Annotated in this window: 16 protein-coding genes; 9 read left to right on the forward strand and 7 right to left on the reverse strand. The window is 62.8% G+C overall.

Features of this window, described 5'->3' with window-relative positions:
* Nucleotides 1-3: 3 nt before the first annotated feature.
* The 7 genes from FQP90_RS16905 to FQP90_RS16935 are packed head-to-tail and all read left to right on the forward strand — an operon-like array spanning nt 4 to nt 7,264.
* Entirely contained in the window at nt 4-1,329 is a 1,326-nt protein-coding gene (locus FQP90_RS16905) for an extracellular solute-binding protein (RefSeq protein ID WP_144652230.1), read from the forward strand.
* Nucleotides 1,326-2,255, forward strand: a complete 930-nt coding sequence (locus tag FQP90_RS16910) for a carbohydrate ABC transporter permease (RefSeq protein WP_144652231.1) — start codon at nt 1,326-1,328, stop codon at nt 2,253-2,255. Before FQP90_RS16905 ends, FQP90_RS16910 begins: the two co-directional genes overlap by 4 nt.
* A gap of 1 nt (nt 2,256) precedes the next feature.
* A complete protein-coding gene (locus FQP90_RS16915; RefSeq protein ID WP_439898659.1) occupies nt 2,257-3,162 on the forward strand; it encodes a carbohydrate ABC transporter permease in 906 nt (301 codons plus the stop codon).
* Between the two features lie 29 nt (nt 3,163-3,191).
* Nucleotides 3,192-4,427 (forward strand): Gfo/Idh/MocA family protein, encoded by a 1,236-nt coding sequence (locus FQP90_RS16920; protein ID WP_144652232.1) that lies wholly within the window; start codon nt 3,192-3,194, stop codon nt 4,425-4,427.
* On the forward strand, nt 4,424-5,428 hold the full coding sequence (locus tag FQP90_RS16925; RefSeq protein ID WP_144652233.1) for a sugar phosphate isomerase/epimerase family protein: 1,005 nt from the start codon (nt 4,424-4,426) through the stop codon (nt 5,426-5,428). The genes FQP90_RS16920 and FQP90_RS16925 overlap by 4 nt, the downstream gene beginning before the upstream one ends.
* 46 nt (nt 5,429-5,474) lie before the next feature.
* The gene (locus FQP90_RS16930; protein ID WP_144652234.1) at nt 5,475-6,176 is read left to right on the forward strand and encodes a ThuA domain-containing protein; all 702 of its coding nucleotides are present in this window, start codon (nt 5,475-5,477) and stop codon (nt 6,174-6,176) included.
* Entirely contained in the window at nt 6,161-7,264 is a 1,104-nt protein-coding gene (locus FQP90_RS16935) for a Gfo/Idh/MocA family protein (protein ID WP_144652235.1), read from the forward strand. The genes FQP90_RS16930 and FQP90_RS16935 overlap by 16 nt, the downstream gene beginning before the upstream one ends.
* Before the next feature lie 89 nt (nt 7,265-7,353).
* On the opposite strand, the gene FQP90_RS16940 is transcribed toward FQP90_RS16935, so the two are convergent.
* From FQP90_RS16940 to FQP90_RS16970, 7 genes are read right to left on the reverse strand one after another with little or no spacing between them, the layout of a single operon-like run.
* Nucleotides 7,354-8,220: an HpcH/HpaI aldolase/citrate lyase family protein gene (locus FQP90_RS16940; RefSeq protein WP_144652236.1), complete on the reverse strand. Its 867-nt coding sequence runs from the start codon at nt 8,218-8,220 to the stop codon at nt 7,354-7,356.
* A gap of 41 nt (nt 8,221-8,261) precedes the next feature.
* Nucleotides 8,262-8,747, reverse strand: a complete 486-nt coding sequence (locus FQP90_RS16945) for a MaoC family dehydratase (protein WP_144652237.1) — start codon at nt 8,745-8,747, stop codon at nt 8,262-8,264.
* Complete coding sequence (locus FQP90_RS16950; RefSeq protein ID WP_144652238.1) at nt 8,744-9,496, reverse strand: CoA transferase subunit B; 753 nt, start codon at nt 9,494-9,496, stop codon at nt 8,744-8,746. Before FQP90_RS16950 ends, FQP90_RS16945 begins: the two co-directional genes overlap by 4 nt.
* Before the next feature lie 2 nt (nt 9,497-9,498).
* Nucleotides 9,499-10,281 (reverse strand): CoA transferase subunit A, encoded by a 783-nt coding sequence (locus tag FQP90_RS16955; protein ID WP_144652239.1) that lies wholly within the window; start codon nt 10,279-10,281, stop codon nt 9,499-9,501.
* 38 nt (nt 10,282-10,319) lie between these two features.
* Nucleotides 10,320-11,483 (reverse strand): acyl-CoA dehydrogenase family protein, encoded by a 1,164-nt coding sequence (locus FQP90_RS16960; RefSeq protein ID WP_144652240.1) that lies wholly within the window; start codon nt 11,481-11,483, stop codon nt 10,320-10,322.
* Nucleotides 11,480-13,642: an acetyl/propionyl/methylcrotonyl-CoA carboxylase subunit alpha gene (locus tag FQP90_RS16965; protein ID WP_144652241.1), complete on the reverse strand. Its 2,163-nt coding sequence runs from the start codon at nt 13,640-13,642 to the stop codon at nt 11,480-11,482. The genes FQP90_RS16960 and FQP90_RS16965 overlap by 4 nt, the downstream gene beginning before the upstream one ends.
* Before the next feature lie 2 nt (nt 13,643-13,644).
* Nucleotides 13,645-15,255: a carboxyl transferase domain-containing protein gene (locus FQP90_RS16970; RefSeq protein WP_144652242.1), complete on the reverse strand. Its 1,611-nt coding sequence runs from the start codon at nt 15,253-15,255 to the stop codon at nt 13,645-13,647.
* A 144-nt stretch (nt 15,256-15,399) separates the two neighbouring features.
* Between FQP90_RS16970 and FQP90_RS16975 the strand changes: the two genes are divergently transcribed.
* Nucleotides 15,400-16,032, forward strand: a complete 633-nt coding sequence (locus FQP90_RS16975) for an SACE_7040 family transcriptional regulator (RefSeq protein WP_144652243.1) — start codon at nt 15,400-15,402, stop codon at nt 16,030-16,032.
* Nucleotides 16,033-16,444: 412 nt separating this feature from the next.
* A partial coding sequence (locus FQP90_RS16980; RefSeq protein WP_244296815.1) for a DUF222 domain-containing protein occupies nt 16,445-17,454 on the forward strand: 1,010 nt, incomplete at its 3' end.

Below are 17,454 nucleotides of genomic sequence, written 5' to 3' on the forward strand. Positions count from 1 at the left end.
GCAATGAAGCAGTTCCAATCATCCCGGCGTTCCTTTCTAGCTCTCGCAGCCATCACGCCGTTCGCAGCTATGGCAACAACTGCCTGTGGAACTTCCGGGCCGGGCAGCGCGAGCGGGGGCGGGGCCAGTATGTGGTTCCTGTCCGGTGAGCCGAACCAAACCACCATACAGAAAGCCGTCGATGCTTTCGGTGCGGCGAATGCCGACAACAAGATCGCCGTGACGTACTTCCAGAACGACGCGTTCAAGACGAAGATCAAGACGGCTATTGGCGCCGGACAGGCACCTACCATCATTTACGGCTGGGGTGGCGGCACTTTGAAGAGCTATGCCGAAGCTAACCAGGTGGAGGACCTGACGAGCTGGTTTGACGCCAACCCGGACCTCAAGAACAAGTTCTTCCCGTCGTCCTTCGGCGCAGCCACGGTCAACGGCAAGATTTACGCGCTGCCCAATCAGTACATCGCCCCGATCGTCTTGTTCTACAACAAGAACCTCTTTGACAAGGCCGGCGTCCAGCCCCCGAAAACCTGGGATGACGTCATGTCGTTGGTGAAGACGTTCAACGACATGGGCGTAGCACCATTCTCCTTGGGAGGTCAGTCGCGCTGGACCTCCATGATGTGGCTGCAGTACCTCTTGGACCGCATCGGTGGGCCGGAAGTGTTCAAGGCCATTTTCGACGGCAAACCCAATGCCTGGATGGATCCGGCCGTGATCGAAACAGGCACCAAGATCCAGGAACTCGTGTCGGCGGATGGCTTTATCAAGGGCTTCTCCTCCATCACCGCGGATTCGAAGGCGGACCAGGCGCTGTTGTTTACAGGCAAGGCCGCCATGATGCTCCATGGCACGTGGACTTTCGGGGCCATGAAGAAGGATGGACAGAACTTCGTCCAAAACGGAAAGCTGGGCTTCGCCGCCTTCCCCACGATTCCAGGGGGCAAGGGCGATCCGAAGAATGGCGTTGGCAACCCCGCCCAGTACATGTCGATCTCGGCCAAGGCCACAGACACGGAAAAGGAGACAGCGAAGAAGTTCTTCAAGGACGGCATCATGACGGACACGGTCATCGACGCCTACATCGAGTCCGGTTCTGTCCCGATCGTCAACGGTATCGAAGACAAACTGGCGTCGTCCCCGGATAAGGACTTCCTGAACTTCGTCTACGACCTCGGAAAGAATGCCCCAAACTTCCAGCAATCCTGGGACCAGGCACTGAGCCCGACTGCTGCCGAGGCCCTGCTGAACAACATCGATCAGCTTTTCCTCAAGTCGATCACACCGCAGCAATTCGCTGAGAACATGAATGCCACCCTGGGCAAATGAGCGCTACAACGACTCATAGGGCTACCACCGGTTCCCGGAATGCCGATGGAACCGGGCAGCAAAAATCCGCACTTGCCTGGCTTACGCTTCCGGCGGTGATCTTCTTCCTCGTCTTCGCCGTTGTACCCCTGGTGGGGGTACTGATCCTGAGTTTCGCCAATTGGGACGGCATCGGCGCCATTGGTGCGGCCGGCATGGAGAACTGGACGTCGGTGCTTTCCGACCCCGAACTCTATAACTCCCTGGGCCTGACCTTCATGATCATGATCGTTTCCTGGCTTGTCCAGACGCCCATCAGTCTCTTACTGGGCGTCTTCACCGCGGGAACGCAACGCTACAGGGCGGCCTTGGCGGTGTTGTACTTCCTGCCCCTGCTTCTCTCTTCAGCAGCAGTGGCCATCGCCTACAAGGCCCTGTTGGATCCGAACTTCGGATTGGCCATGGGACTGGGGCTCCCGTTCCTTGCCCAGGACTGGCTGGGAGTACCGCAACTGGCTGTTGGATTGGTCATCTTTGTTATCGCCTGGCAGTTCGTTCCGTTCCACACGCTCATCTACCAAGGTGGAGTGCGGCAGATCCCCAAGTCGCTCTACGAGGCCGCCCAAATCGATGGCGCAGGAACCATTAAGCAGTTCTTCCACATCACTCTTCCTCAGCTGAAATACACCATCATCACTTCATCCACGCTGATGGTTGTTGGATCGTTGACCTACTTTGACCTCATCTTCGTCCTCACAGGCGGCGGCCCTGGTAACTCCACCCGCATCCTGGCGCTCGACATGTACCTGCGCGGATTCCGGGCCAACCTCATGGGGCCGGCAAGCGTCATCGCGGTCATCCTCGTCGTCATAGGCCTTGCGCTCGCCTTGTTCCTCCAACGCCTTGGAGGCAAGGACAAGCAGGGCAGCCAATTGGAAGGTATGTAACGTGAGTACTGTCCTCAAAAGCGATCCGGCCACCGTCCCGGCCGGTTACCCTGCCTATTCAGTCAAGGCCAAACAATCCCTGGGAACACGGATCAAGCGGCTGAACATCCCCGGAGGGCTCGGCGGCTGGATATGGCTGGCCATCATCATCATTCCGGTCTATTACATCGTCATCACCAGCTTGAAGACCTCCGAAGGGTACTTCGGGCAGAACCCTTTGGCTCCCCCGACAACACCGACGCTGGAGAACTACCAGCTGGTTCTTGAAGCCAACTTCTCCACCTACTTCATGAACAGCGTCATTGTCACGCTGGGCTCCGTTATCCCTGCCGTCCTCATTTCGTTCATGGCTGCCTTCGCGATTGTCCGCGGCCGCGGCCGTTACCTGAAACTTGTCAACGGTATGTTCCTTATGGGCCTGGCCATTCCGCTCCAAGCGACGATCATTCCCATCTACCTGATGATCATCCGGCTGAATCTGTATGACAGCCTCCTGGCCATCATGCTTCCGTCCATTGCTTTCGCGATCCCATTGACTGTTCTCATCCTGTCCAACTTCATTCGGGATGTTCCCAATGAGTTGTTCGAGTCAATGCGGCTGGATGGCTGCAGCGAGTGGCAGACCATGTGGCGGTTGGCACTTCCGTTGACGCGGCCGGCGATAGTTACCGTGGCTATTTACAACGGACTTCACGTATGGAATGGATTCCTGCTCCCGCTGGTACTCACCCAGAGCCCGGAATTGCGTGTCCTTCCTTTGGGACTGTGGACCTTTCAGGGTGAGTTCAGCGTCAATATCCCGGCCGTACTTGCATCCGTGGTCCTTAGCACGCTGCCCATCTTGGTGATTTACGTGCTCGGACGCCGGCAGCTGGTCAGTGGACTCACAGCCGGGTTCAGCAAGTAACTAGTTGCTCCAAGAGAAAGGATCTCCCAATGACAGAACCCAAACCCCTCCGCGTCGGCATGGTGGGCTACGCCTTCATGGGCGCCGCGCACTCCCACGCCTGGCGGACTGCCCCGCGGTTTTTCGACCTCCCGCTCTCCCCGGAACTGACGGCCGTGGCCGGCCGGAACGAGGACGGGGTACGGGCGGCCGCCGCCAAGTACGGCTGGAGCTCTGTGGAAACTGACTGGCACCGCCTGATCGAGCGGGACGACATCGACCTCATCGACATCTGTACGCCGGGCAACACCCACGCCGAGATCGCTATCGCCGCCCTCGAAGCAGGCAAGCATGTCCTCTGCGAAAAGCCTTTGGCCAACTCCGTGGAGGAAGCGGAGAAGATGACGGCGGTGGCCCAGGCTGCGGCCGAGCGTGGCGTGTTGTCCATGTGCGGCTTCAGCTACCGCCGCACACCCGCGCTGGCCCTCGCCAAACGGATGGTGGACGACGGTCGTTTGGGCGACATTCGCCACGTCCGCGCCCAGTACCTGCAGGACTGGCTCAGTGACGCCGACGCCCCGCTGACCTGGCGGCTGGACAAAGCCAAGTCCGGGTCCGGGTCACTGGGCGACATCGGTGCACACAGCATCGACGCTGCCCAATGGATCACCGGCCTCAACATCACTGGCGTCTCGGCGCTGCTGGAGACCTTCGTGAAGGAACGCCCAGTGGGCGGCGACTTTGTGGGACTGGGTGGCCATGGCGGTTCCGATGGGCCCCGCGGTCCAGTGACCGTGGACGACGCCGCGCTGTTCACTGCACGGTTTGAGGCAAGGCACGACGACGGCGCTGGCGCCGGCTCCGGCCGAGGGACGCCTGCGGGCCCCATCGGCATCTTCGAAGCCACCCGCTTCGCCTTGGGCCGCAAGAACGCCATGCGCTTGGAACTCAATGGCACCAAGGGCTCCATCTCCTTCGATTTCGAGGATATGAACTCGCTCCAGTTCTATGACTCCGCGTTGGAACCTGACGCGGGCTTCCGCAAGATCATTGTCACCGAACCGTCCCACCCTTACACCGCCAACTGGTGGCCAACCGGCCACGGGCTCGGTTACGAGCACGGGTTTACGCATCAGGTAGTGGACCTCGTCAATGCCATCGGCGCGGGCGAGCAGCCCTCGCCGTCGTTCGCTGACGCGTTGCAGGTGCAAAAAGTACTGGCCGCCGTAGAGGCGAGCGCGGACAACGCCAGCCGCTGGCAGAACGTCGACGAGGAATCATCATGACCCGACCCATCACACTCTTCACCGGCCAGTGGGCCGATCTGCCGTTTGAGGAAGTGGCAAGGCTCGCTGGCGAATGGGGCTTTGACGGCCTGGAAATCGCCTGCTGGGGCGACCACCTGGATCCCCAGCGGGTGGTCGAAGATGACGCTTACCTTCAAGGCAAACTGGACATCCTGGAAAAGCACCAGCTGAAAGTCCACGCCATCGCCAACCACCTCACAGGGCAGGCAGTCTGCGATGATCCCATTGATGAGCGCCACCGGGACATCCTCGCGCCTGCGGTGTGGGGTGATGGTGAGCCTGAGGGCGTCCGTCAGCGGGCCGCCGAAGCAATGAAGACCACTGCGCTCGCCGCGGCCAGGCTTGGAGTCAAAACCGTCACCGGTTTCACTGGGTCTTCCATCTGGAAGTGCGTAGCCATGTTCCCACCGGCTTCGGACGCCATGATTGAGCGCGGCTACCAGGACTTCGCCGATCGATGGAATCCCATCCTGGACGTGTTCGATCAAGCCGGGGTCCGCTTCGCACTGGAAGTCCACCCTTCAGAGATCGCGTACGACTACTGGACTGCCAAGCGGACGCTGGAGGCGATTGGGCACAGGGAGAGCTTTGGCTTGAACTTCGACCCGTCCCACTTCATCTGGCAGGACCTGGACCCGGTGATGTTCCTGCAGGACTTTGCCGACAAGATCTTCCATGTCCACGTCAAGGAATCCGTCCGGCAACTCAATGGACGAAACGGCCGTCTTGGTTCCCACCTGCCCTGGGCTGATCCCCGCCGCGGTTGGGATTTCGTCACCGCAGGCCACGGTGACGTGAACTGGGAGCCGATCTTCCGCACCTTGAACGCTGTTGGTTATGAAGGACCAACCAGCATCGAATGGGAGGACGCCGGCATGGACCGGTTGGTGGGCGCTCCCCAGGCGCTCAAGATGGTCCGCGAACTCGCTGCCATCCGTCCTCCGGCCGCTGCCTTTGATGCGGCCTTCTCAACACGCTGAATCCCTACCCTGACTCCAACGAACACGCCCCGATACGAAGGAAACCATGACAAGCAATAACAAGACCGCGTTGGTGGTCCGCGGCGGCTGGGATGGACACCAGCCAATCGAGGCCACGGAGCTTTTTCTCCCCTATTTGCGGGACAACGGCTACGACGTCCGCGTCGAAGAGTCACCCAAGATCTACGCCGATCCCGACTACATGGCCAGCGTGGACCTGATCGTGCAGTGCATGACCATGACCACCATCGAGAAGGACGAGTTCGAGGGACTCCGCACCGCCGTCGAAAACGGCACCGGCCTGGCTGGTTGGCACGGTGGCATCGCCGACTCCTACCGGAATAACTCGGACTACCTGCACCTGATCGGCGGCCAGTTCGCCTGCCACCCGGGCAAGCACGCCGGCGAGCGCATCGGCGAGCAGTCGGACAACTACGTTCCCTACACCGTGAACATGCTGCCCGCAGCCGCCAAACACCCCATCACCCAAGGAATCGGCGATTTCGACCTCGTTACGGAACAGTACTGGGTCCTGTCCGACGACTACATCGACGTCCTGGCCACCACCACCCAAAAGGTCCGTGAGTGGGACCCCTGGAACCGTGAGGTCACCTCGCCGGCCATCTGGACCCGTCAGTGGGGCAAAGGCAGGATCTTTGTCTGCACCCCCGGGCACCGCGTGGAAATCCTCCAGGACAGCAACGTACGCACCATCATCGAAAGGGGCATGCTGTGGGCAAGCCGCTAAACGTCGGAGTCATTGGCTGTGGCGCCATTATCGCCCAGTACCTGACCAACTTCCGCAGGCTGGATTCCATCAACCTGGTCGCGGTCGCCGATCTGGATCCGGCGCGGGCACAGGCCGTTGCAGACTCGTACGACGGTGTCCGCGCACTGACCGTGGACGAACTCCTCGCCGCGGACGACGTCGAGCTGGTCCTGAACCTGACCATCCCCGCCGCCCACGCGGACATTGCGCTCAAGGCAATTGCAGCAGGCAAGTCCGTCTACGGTGAGAAGCCGCTGGCTGCCACCACCGCGGAAGCTCGGGAGGTCCTGGAAGCAGCCTCAGCTGCCGGAGTGGTGGTGGGCTGCGCACCGGACACCGTACTGGGCACAGGCATCCAGACGGCACGGAAAGCCATTGATGACGGCTTGATCGGCGCGCCGGTTTCGGCCACTGCCACCATGGCAACGCCGGGTCATGAGCGTTGGCACCCGAACCCCGATTTCTACTACCAGCCTGGCGGCGGACCCTTGCTGGACATGGGCCCCTACTACGTCTCGGCGCTGGTCACCCTGCTGGGGCCAGTGGTGTCAGTGGTGGGTGCTGCGAGCCATACACGCAGCGAACGCACCATTGGTTCGGGTCCGCGGGCGGGCCAGAACGTCCCGGTGGACATCGACTCGCATGTCACCGGCGTGCTGGTCCATGCATCCGGAGCCCTCTCCACGCTGTTCATGAGCTTCGACGCCGTGAAAACCAAGAGCCCCAACATCGAGATTCACGGCGAGACGGGTTCACTCATCGTCCCGGACCCCAACCACTTCGACGGCGACGTGCAGCTCTTCGCGCTTGGCGCCGAGGATTGGGAGACACTCCCCATCTCAGCAGGCTACGTGGACTCAGGCCGGGGCTTTGGCATCGCAGACCTCGCGGCGACACCGGCCGGCCTGGAACCACGCGCCGGCGGGCAACTAGCGTTCCATGCCTTGGATGTCATGGAGTCTGTGCTGGCATCGGCCAAGAGCGGGCATGCGATGACCATCCGTTCCACGGCCGCACGTCCGGCGACGGTGGAACTGACGGAACTCTCGACGCCGGTACGCGCCTGACGCCTCGAAAACCCTCCGCCGAGGTGACACTTAATAACAATCCGGAGCACTGCGATTGTCATTAAGTGCCACCTCGGCGGGGGTTACTGTCACCTCGCGGGGCGGCCCGAGCGGCGGAGCGTCGCTTCGGCATGCTTGAGGATGGGGCCGTCGATCATCTTTCCCTTGAACTGGAACACGCCTGAGCCTGCGGCGGCCGCTGCTTCGAGGAGTTCTTCGGCTTGGGCAACAGCTTCGGGGGCAGGCGCATAAGCCTCCCGGACCACGGCCACCTGGTTCGGGTGGATGCAGGCCTTCGCTCCGAAGCCACTGGCAACGGCGTCCCGGGACTCCACACCCAGCCCCTCGAGATCCGGGATGTTCACGTAGACGGAGTCGATGGCCTCCTTGCCCGCGGCCTTCGCGGCAAGCAGCACAGCGGAACGGGAGTGCAGCGCGACAGCCCGGTACCCGCCGTCGTCGTTCCTGCTGGAAAGGCCACCCAAGGACGCCAGCAGGTCTTCGGCACCCCACATGAGCCCCACGACGTTCGGTTCGGCGGCGATGGGCGAGGCGTTGACAATCCCTGCCGCCGTCTCGCAAAGTGCAATGACCTGATAATCAGCCAAAGACCTGAGCTGCTCTGCGCTCTCCGCCTTGGCCAGCATGACTGTGCGGTAGGGCGTCTTCGCCAAGGCCTGGAGATCGAGCTCGAACTCCGGCGTTCCCACAGGGTTCACGCGAACGATGGTGCGGCTTGGCTCCAGTCCACCGGCACCGGATTGCTCGACGATCGCGTCGCGGGCGCCCGGCTTGTCCGCAGGAGCTACGGCGTCTTCGAGGTCAAGGATGACGGCGTCGGACCGATCGGCAGCCTTTCCGAAGCGCTCAGGCCGGTCGGCAGGGCAGAACAGGAGGGCCGGACCCATGGTGAACGGCGGAACCGCTGTGGTGGACGATGAGTCGGGAGAGGGCATGCTGGTTCCTTGCTGGTGGGGTGCTGACACGTTCGGAAAAACTAGGACTGCGCAGTGTGCGCTTCCTTGGTCCACATCAGGCAGGTACGGGTGGCCAACGCCACCACTGATCCGTCCTGGTTGCGGCCGGTGTGCTGCATGGTCACGACGCCCTGTCCGGGACGGGATGACGACAACCGTTTTTGGGTGATCACCGTTTCCGTGTACAGCGTATCGCCGTGATACAGCGGGTGCGGAAAGGTAACATCGGTCAGCCCCAACTGCGCGATAATGGTCCCCTGCGTCAATTGGGTCACGGACTGCCCCACCATGGTGGACAACGTGAACATCGAGTTCATGAGCCGCTGCCCGAACGGCTGCGAGGAGCTCCATGCAGCGTCGAGGTGCAACGCCTGCGTGTTCATGGTCATGGTGGTGAAGAGGACGTTGTCCGCCTCCGTGACCGTGCGTCCGGGCTTGTGCGCGTAGATGACGCCTTCTTCAAGCTCATCGAAATACAGCCCGCGCTGCTCAACCACCCGTGTCATACAGTGAGCTCCTGGTCTTCTTCGAACAATTCAGCGCCAGTGGCTGCCACGACGTCGTCGAGGGTGACGTTGGGGGCCAGCTCGCGGAGGACCAAGCGCGGATCCCCTTCGTCCTTGACCACATCGATCACCGCCAGGTCCGTGATGATCCGGTCCACGCAGCCCTTGCCCGTGAGCGGCAGCGTGCAGTCCTGGACGATTTTCGGCCTGCCGTTGCGGTCCACGTGTTCCATCATGACGATGACCTTCTTGGCACCGAACACCAGGTCCATGGCACCTCCCATGCCCTTGACCATCTTGCCGGGAATCATCCAGTTGGCGAGGTCACCGTTGGCGGCCACTTCCATGGCTCCCAGGACCGCCACATCAACGTGTCCGCCGCGGATCATTCCGAAGGACGACGCCGAATCGAAGAATGCAGCCCCCGCGTTGGTGGTCACGGTTTCCTTGCCGGCGTTGATGAGGTCCGGATCCACCTTGTCCTCCGCCGGGTAGGGTCCCACGCCCAGGATGCCGTTCTCGGAGTGGAGAATGACCTCCACGCCAGCAGGAATGTAGTTGGGAATCAGGGTGGGCATGCCAATACCGAGGTTCACGTACTGCCCGTTGGCCAGTTCCTTGGCAACGCGGGCAGCCAGTTCGTTGCGGGTCCAGCCTTTGGCTTCGTGGTGTTCGACGCCGGCACGACGGTATTCGTGCCGCACGGCTTCCGGACGGGGCGGGATGTCCTGAAAGTTGTTCGATTCCATGGCTAAGCTCCTGCCTGTTGGCTGCCGTCCGACGCTGACAATGCCACGGTGCGCTTCTCGATCCGTTTCTCATTGGACGCTGCCACTACCACGCGCTGGACGAAGATGCCGGGCGTGTGGATGTGCTCCGGGTCCAGCTCGCCCGGTTCCACGAGTTCCTCGACCTCGGCAATGGTCACCCTGGCTGCCATGGCACAGAGCGGATTGAAGTTCATGGCCGTCGCATGGAAGACGAGGTTCCCGTGGCGGTCACCCTTCCATGCATGGACCAGTCCGAAGTCCGGTGTCAGGGACTCTTCCAGGACGTAGTCGGCGTCGTTGAAGGTGCGCACCTCCTTGGGCGACGAGGCCAGCGCAACGTTCCCGTCGGCGTCGTACTTCTGCGGCAGGCCACCTTCGGATACTTGGGTTCCCACACCGGCCTTGGTGTAGAACGCCGGAATGCCCGCACCGCCGGCGCGCAGCTTCTCGGCCAAGGTTCCCTGAGGGGTCAGGACAACCTCCAACTCCCCTGCAAGGTACTGCCGTGCGAATTCCTTGTTCTCGCCGACATACGAGCTGATGGTTCGACGGATGCGACCGTCCTTGAGGAGGATTCCCAGGCCCCAGTCGTCCACCCCGCAGTTGTTACTGACCGTCTCGAGGTCGGCGGTGCCTTGGCTGTGGAGCGCTTCAATCAGGGAGACGGGGATACCGCATAAACCGAAGCCTCCGACTGCGAGCGAGGCTCCGTCCGGGATGTCCTTCACCGCTTCCGCGGCGCTGGCAACAACCTTGTCAATCATCCTTGATCCTTCCCTGCCACTGCCGACCCAACGTACGGTTACAGACCCAGCTCGCGGGCGATCAGCATCAACTGGACTTCGGTGGTGCCTTCGCCAATCTCAAGGATCTTGGAGTCGCGGTAATGGCGTGCCACCGTGAATTCGTTGATGAAGCCATAGCCGCCGAACACCTGTGTGGCGTCCCGCGCGTTGTCCATGGCTGCCTCGCCTGCGACCATCTTAGCGATGGCCGCTTCAGTCTTGAACGGCTTGCCCGCCAGCATCCTGGAAGCGGCGTCGTAGTACGCAAGGCGGGCCGTGTGGGCCCTGGCCTGCATGCGGGCGATCTTGAACTGGATGGCCTGGTACTTGCCGATGTTCTGTCCGAACGCGCTGCGTTCCTTGGCGTACTTCACGGACAGGTCCACGCATCCCTGGGCAGCGCCGGTAGCCAGCGCGGCGATCGCGATGCGGCCTTCATCCAGGATGGAGAGGAAGTTGGCGTAGCCACGGCCGCGCTCCCCGAGCAGGTTGGCTTCAGGAACCCGGACGTTGTCCAAGGTCAACGGGTGGGTGTCGGAAGCGTTCCATCCCACCTTGTTGTACGGCTTTTCCGCCGTGAAACCCGGCGTGTCAGTGGGCACCAGAATGGTGGAGATTTCCTTCTTGGTGGTACCGTCGGCGTTTTCCTTCTGGCCGGTCACTGCCGTGACGGTGACCAGGGTGGTGATGTCGGTGCCGGAGTTGGTGATGAACTCCTTGTTGCCGTTGATGACCCACTCGCCGTTTTCCAAGTGGGCGTTGGTCTTGGTGCCGCCGGCGTCGGATCCGGCTTCACGCTCCGTCAGTCCGAATCCGGCCAAGGACCGGCCGGATGCCAGTTGCGGCAGCCACTCCTGCTTCTGCCCCTGGGTGCCGAAGCGGTAGACCGGCATCGCCCCCAGCGATACGCCGGCTTCCAGCGTGATGGCTACGGACTGGTCCACGCGCCCCAGCTGTTCCAACGCCAAGGCGAGCGCGAAATAGTCTCCGCCCATTCCGCCAAACTCTTCAGGGAAGGGCAGGCCGAACAGGCCCATCTCCCCCATCTGCTTGACCACTTCGTAGGGAAAACTGTGCTCTTCGTCGTGCTTGGCGGAGACGGGGGCAACTACCTCGTCGGCGAACTCCCGGACGGAGTCGCTGAGGTCCTGGTATTCCTCTGTGAGTTCAAACGTGCTCATGGATGGACTTCCTTGTCTGTGTTCTGGCCAGTGTTCGCCGTCTCTTCAGTGGCGACGTGTACGTGGATAGTGGCGAGTATTTGGTCTGCTTTGACCAGATCGCCGGGCTTGCTGGTGAGGTGGACGGTTCCTGCGACGGATGCCACCAGTTGGTGCTCCATCTTCATGGCTTCGACGGCCAGGAGGACTTGCCCTTCCTCCACAGAATCCCCGTCGGACACGGAGACGGACACCACTGTCCCCGGCATGGGCGAGCGCACTTCGGGGTCAGCGGCCCCCTCTTCGCGTTGGATTCCTGAGAGCATCCTCCGCAGGCGTTCGGCCCGGTCCAGGACCTCAAGCCGGCAGGACCAGCCATCGTTGCCCACGGAAATCTCCCGGACTGCACCCGGCGCCGAGCCGACCGCATAGGTGACCAGTCCGCCGTCGAACTCCAAGACGAGGCCGGTGCCGCTGCGGTCGGCCACCCGGACGTTGACCGGACCACCGCCGTCGACCGCTGCCGTCACGGAGCCGTCCTTTTCGGTGACGGACACCGTAGCCGTTCCAGCGCCTGGAAGGCCAAAGGTGGCAGTCCAGGCGCCGCGGGCACCAACGCGCCAGGCGTCGGGAACCTTCCACGCATCACCGGCGAATGCCGAGCCCGGTCGTTCCAGCCACAGCGTCAGCGCGGCGGCGATCAGTTCCCTGGGGCCAGCATGCCGGAACTCCATGGAGGGCAGCTTGCGCTCAATCAGCCCGGTATCGAGGTGCCCGGCGCGGACGTCGGAGTCGTTGATCAGCAGGCGCAGGTACTCGACGTTCGTGTCCACGCCCAGCAACGTGTAGCGGCCCAAGGCAGCATCCAAGGTGTCCAGTGCCGCTGTCCTGCCCTCACCCCACGCGATGACCTTGGCGAGCATGGGATCGTAGTCGCCCGTGATCTGGAGGGTGTCCCGCATTGCGGAGTCAATGCGCACGTTGGCGTGGTCCGGCTGCTGACCGGACACTGTTGCATCCGCAGCACCATGCTCGGCGAGCGCCACGATGCGGCCCATCGACGGCATGAAGTTCCGCTCGGGCACCTCCGCGTACACCCGCGCCTCCACGGCATGGCCTTGAAGTACGACGTCGGACTGCGCCACGGTGAGCACCTCACCGGCGGCGATCCTCACCTGCCATTCAACGAGGTCGATTCCCGTGACCAGCTCCGTGACGGGGTGCTCCACCTGCAGCCGGGTGTTCATCTCCATGAAGAAGAACTCATCCGGATGTTCGTCGGACACCAGGAATTCGACGGTTCCGGCGCCGCTGTAGTTGACCGAACGCGCTGCGTTGCAGGCCGCCTCGCCGATCCGCTCCCTGTGGGCAGCGCCGTCCGCCAGTGATTCGAAAAGGGCGGAGGGCGCTTCTTCGATGACCTTTTGGTGCCGGCGTTGCAGGGAACATTCACGCTCGCCGAGGTGGATGACGTTGCCGTGGTTGTCGGCCAGGACCTGCACTTCGATGTGCCGGGGAGCCCGGATGAGCCGTTCCAGGAAGAGAGTGTCATCTCCGAAGGCGGACGCTGCAACGCGCCGCGCCGTCAGGAGCGTGGAGGCCAGATCCTCTGCCTGTTCCACCACGTGCATGCCTTTGCCGCCGCCGCCCGCCGAAGGCTTGATCAGGAGGGGGAAGCCGACGTCGGATGCTGCTTCAATGAGATCCTGGTCAGTGAGTCCGGGCTTTGCGATGCCGGGAACGCAGGGAACGTCGTAGGCCATCACGTGGTTCTTGGAGCGGATCTTGTCACCCATCACTTCGATGGCACCGATACCGGGTCCGATGAACGTGATACCCGCAGCGTCCAACGCTTTGGCGAACTCCACGTTCTCGGACAGGAAACCATATCCGGGGTGCACCGCCTCCGCCCCGCTGCGGCGGCACGCGTCGATGATGGCGTCAATCTTCAGATAACTTTCCGCGGGTGCCGTGCCGCCGATGGCGACAGCGGTATCTGCGAGTGCCACGTGCTTGGCGTCCTTGTCCGCGTCCGAGTACACGGCAACCGAGCGGATACCCATTTCTTTCAGTGTCCGGATGACGCGGCAGGCGATCTCGCCACGGTTGGCGACGAGGACGGCGCTGAAGGTTCGGGGCGGCGCGCTGGGCGGGGCCGCGGCTGTTGTTGGCAGAGTCATGGTCACATCCTGAAGAGGCCGAAGGAGGTCTCGGGCAGTTGTTGGCGGGAGACGACGTCAAGGGCCATGCCCAGGACTCGGCGCGTGTCGGCGGGATCGATGATTCCGTCGTCCCATAGCCGGGCGGTGGAGTAGTACGGACTTCCTTGGTCCTCATATTGCTGCCTGATGGGAGCCTTGAAGGCTTCCTCGTCCTCGGCGGTCCAGTCCTGTCCGGCCGCCTCGTACTGGTCCCTTTTGACCGTGGCGAGGACGCTGGAGGCCTGGTTTCCGCCCATCACGGAGATCCGGGCGGCCGGCCACATCCACAGGAACCGCGGCGAATAGGCCCGGCCACACATGGAGTAGTTGCCCGCACCGAAGGAACCACCGATGACCACTGTCAGCTTGGGCACCCGGGCCGTGGCTACGGCGGTGACCATCTTGGCGCCGTTCTTGGCAATGCCGCCTTGTTCGACGTCTTTGCCCACCATGAACCCGGAGAGGTTCTGGAGGAAGATCAAAGGGATGCCTCGCTGATCGCAGAGTTCAATGAAGTGGGCGCCTTTGAGGGACGATTCGCTGAAGAGGACGCCGTTGTTGGCCACGATGCCCACGGGGTGCCCGTGTAGGTGCGCGAAGCCGGTCACCAGCGTGGTGCCGTAATTCTTCTTGAACTCGTGGAATTCGGAACCATCCACCAGCCTCGCGATGACTTCGCGGACGTCGTACTGGGCATTCACGTCCGTGGGAACCACGCCGTAGATCTCTGACGGATCGACGACTGGCGGCAGGACGACGTCGAGCACGTCCCAGGCCGGCTGCGCCGGCCTCGGCAACGTCGCTACGATGTCCCGGACGATCTCCAGCGCATGCTGGTCGTTCTCTGCCAGGTGGTCGGTGACCCCGGAGATCCTTGAGTGAACGTCGCCGCCGCCCAGTTCCTCGGCAGTGACGATCTCGCCGATGGCTGCTTTGACCAGCGGAGGGCCGCCCAGGAAGATGGTGCCTTGGTTGCGGACGATGACTGTCTCGTCGCTCATCGCAGGCACATAAGCGCCGCCGGCTGTGCAGGAGCCCATGACGGACGCGATCTGCGGGATCTTGGCTGCGGACATCCTTGCCTGGTTGAAGAAGATGCGGCCAAAGTGCTCCTTGTCGGGGAAGACCTCGTCCTGCTTGGGCAGGAACGCTCCACCGGAATCCACCAGATAGATGCAGGGAAGCTTGTTCTCCAGGGCGATTTCCTGCGCCCGGAGGTGCTTCTTCACCGTCATGGGATAGTAGGTACCGCCTTTGACCGTAGCGTCATTGGAGATCACCAGGACGTGCCGGCCATGGACCAGGCCGATACCTGCGATCACCCCGGCTCCCGGTGAATCGTCGTTGTACATGCCGTTGGCGGCCAGGGGTGCGATCTCAAGGAACGGGCTTCCGTCGTCCAGCAGGTAGTCGATGCGTTCCCTCGGCAGGAGCTTCCCGCGGGCGATGTGCCGCTCCCTGGACTTGGCCGGGCCACCCAGGGCCGCCGTCGCCAAGCGCTCCTTCAGTTCGTCCACCAAAGCCCGTTGCGCTGCTTGGTTGGCCTCGAAGGTGCCGGCGGCGGCTCCCGTAAGGCTGGCAATTGTCTCCATCGACCCCTGTTCCATTCCCGGCCAACGGCCATTTCGGTTAGTGCCACGTAACTGAAATTTAGGTTAGTCTTTATTAACTGTGATGTCCAGCACGGCAGAATCCCGCCAGCACGCTGCGCCTGGACTGGCACCAAGGAGGAAAACGTGACCGGAGGTCCCGAGACGAGCATCGACGGCACCCGCACCGCAGCAACGCAGCGGGGCCAAGCCAAGGAACTGCGCAGGATGGCGTTGCTCTCCGCCGCTGCAGGCCTCTTCGCGGAAAACGGCTTCACCCGTGTATCACTTGAGGACCTCGGAGCGGCAGCAGGAGTCAGCGGACCCGCCGTATACCGTCACTTTCCTGGCAAGCAGGCGGTCTTGGGCGAGCTTCTGCTCAGTGTCAGCCGGGACCTGCTGAACGGCGGCCAGAGCGTGGTCGCGGAAGCTGCCGACCCTGCAGACGCGTTGAAAGGGCTGGTTCAGTTCCACGTGGACTTCGCCCTGAGCAATCCCGACGTCATCCGCGTCCAGGATCGCGACTTTGGAAGCCTCAGCGAGGCCGACCAAGCCGAGGTCCGGTCTCTCCAGCGTGGCTACGTGGAAACCTGGGTGGGCGTGCTGGCCCGCCTCCACCAAGGCGCGGATATTGCCGGCCTGCGCGTCCGGGCTCACGCAGCCTTTGGCTTGATCAACTCCACACCCCACTCGGTGCGGCACCACGGCAGGAAGATCGCCGTGAAGTCAGCCAGGCCCATCCTTGAACAGATGGCTCTGGCGGCACTGACTTCAGCATGATTCTCGAACTTTCGGACGGTTGGAGCAGTCCTCCAATAATGTCGGACCCCGCTGACATGATGTGTTCATGGAAGATTTGGGGCAGCTGACGGCAACTTGGGCGACTTCGTCCCCTGCTGTGGCTGCCCTGGACGCGCTCCGTTCACGACCCAAGGCGAGCAAGCCGCACTTCGTCAGGGCTGGGTTCAAGGATTCGACGACGCCCGTCACCGCCCTCAGTCGCTTCCACGGTGCTGGGCTGCTCAACGACAAGGCAACCTGCACCCGGACTTCAGGGGCCCTGGGGGCCAAATCAACGAACCCCGAGATGGCAAGTGTTTCGGTCCACAAAACCGGAGCAATCCCTCAACCTCGAACGAAAGTTAGGAGCAGCCACGGCCCGGAGCCTGCTCAGCCAGGCCAGCACGCTGAGATGCACCGCCCCGGACCCGTCAGGGCTGCCGGATCGCATCTCGCGACGCTCCTTGAGGACGGCAGGGCCCTTCTGGACTCGGCGCGACTGTCCGTCGCCACCGAGGCTCCCCTCTTCGACCATGCAGAGGCGGCGGATTTCGCCGGCCGGGTTGAGGATATGTCCAGGGCCCTGGAGTATCTGCAGGTTCTCGCGGCGCAGGCGGTGGAACGGACCCGGACCGAAGCGCAGATGGCGCAGATGGCGCGGCGGGGGTCGGCGGCTACAGCGCCGGCGTGGCGGACCGGGTGGACTGAACCGGGTGCGACTGAACCGGGTGTGACCGACACGGGTGCGGGTGTAGTCGACCCGACTGCCACCTTGGCGTTGGGTGCGGAGGCTGAAAGTTCCGCTGCCGGTCTCTTGGATGATGGGTACCGGAACGCCGCGGAGTTCCTGCGGGCCCGATTGCGGATCGGTATCGGGGAAGCCCGGCGACGGCTTGCCCTCGCCGCGGAGGTCCTGCCCCAGACGGGAATGACCGGCCAACACGTCCCGGCCCGGCGGGAGATCCTCGCCGAAGCCCTCGCCACGGCCCAAGTACCGTCCCGGTCCGCGACCATCATCAGCACCGCACTGGACAAAGTCCGGCACCTCACCGAACCCGAAACCCTCACCCGGATGGAACACGCCCTCACCGCCACCGCCCGACAGTCCGACCCCGACTTCCTCACCAAAATCGCCAAACGCTGGGCCGACCTCATCGACCAAGACGGCCCCGAACCCACAGAAGAAACCCTCCGCCAACTCCAAGGCGCATTCCTCCGCCGCCGACGCCGCCACGGACTCCACCACCTGGAAATCTTCGCCACCGACGAACAATACGAAACCCTCGCCACCGCCATGAACACCGCCACCAACCCCCGCCACCAAACCACCGGCACCGACACCGGCACGGGCACGGGCAGCGGGACAGAAACCCACGATGGAACCGGCACCGGCACCCCCGACCGATCACCCGCCCCGGACCG

The organism is Paenarthrobacter nitroguajacolicus (assembly GCF_007786235.1).
In the GTDB taxonomy this organism is placed as follows: Bacteria; Actinomycetota; Actinomycetes; order Actinomycetales; family Micrococcaceae; genus Arthrobacter; species Arthrobacter nitroguajacolicus_A.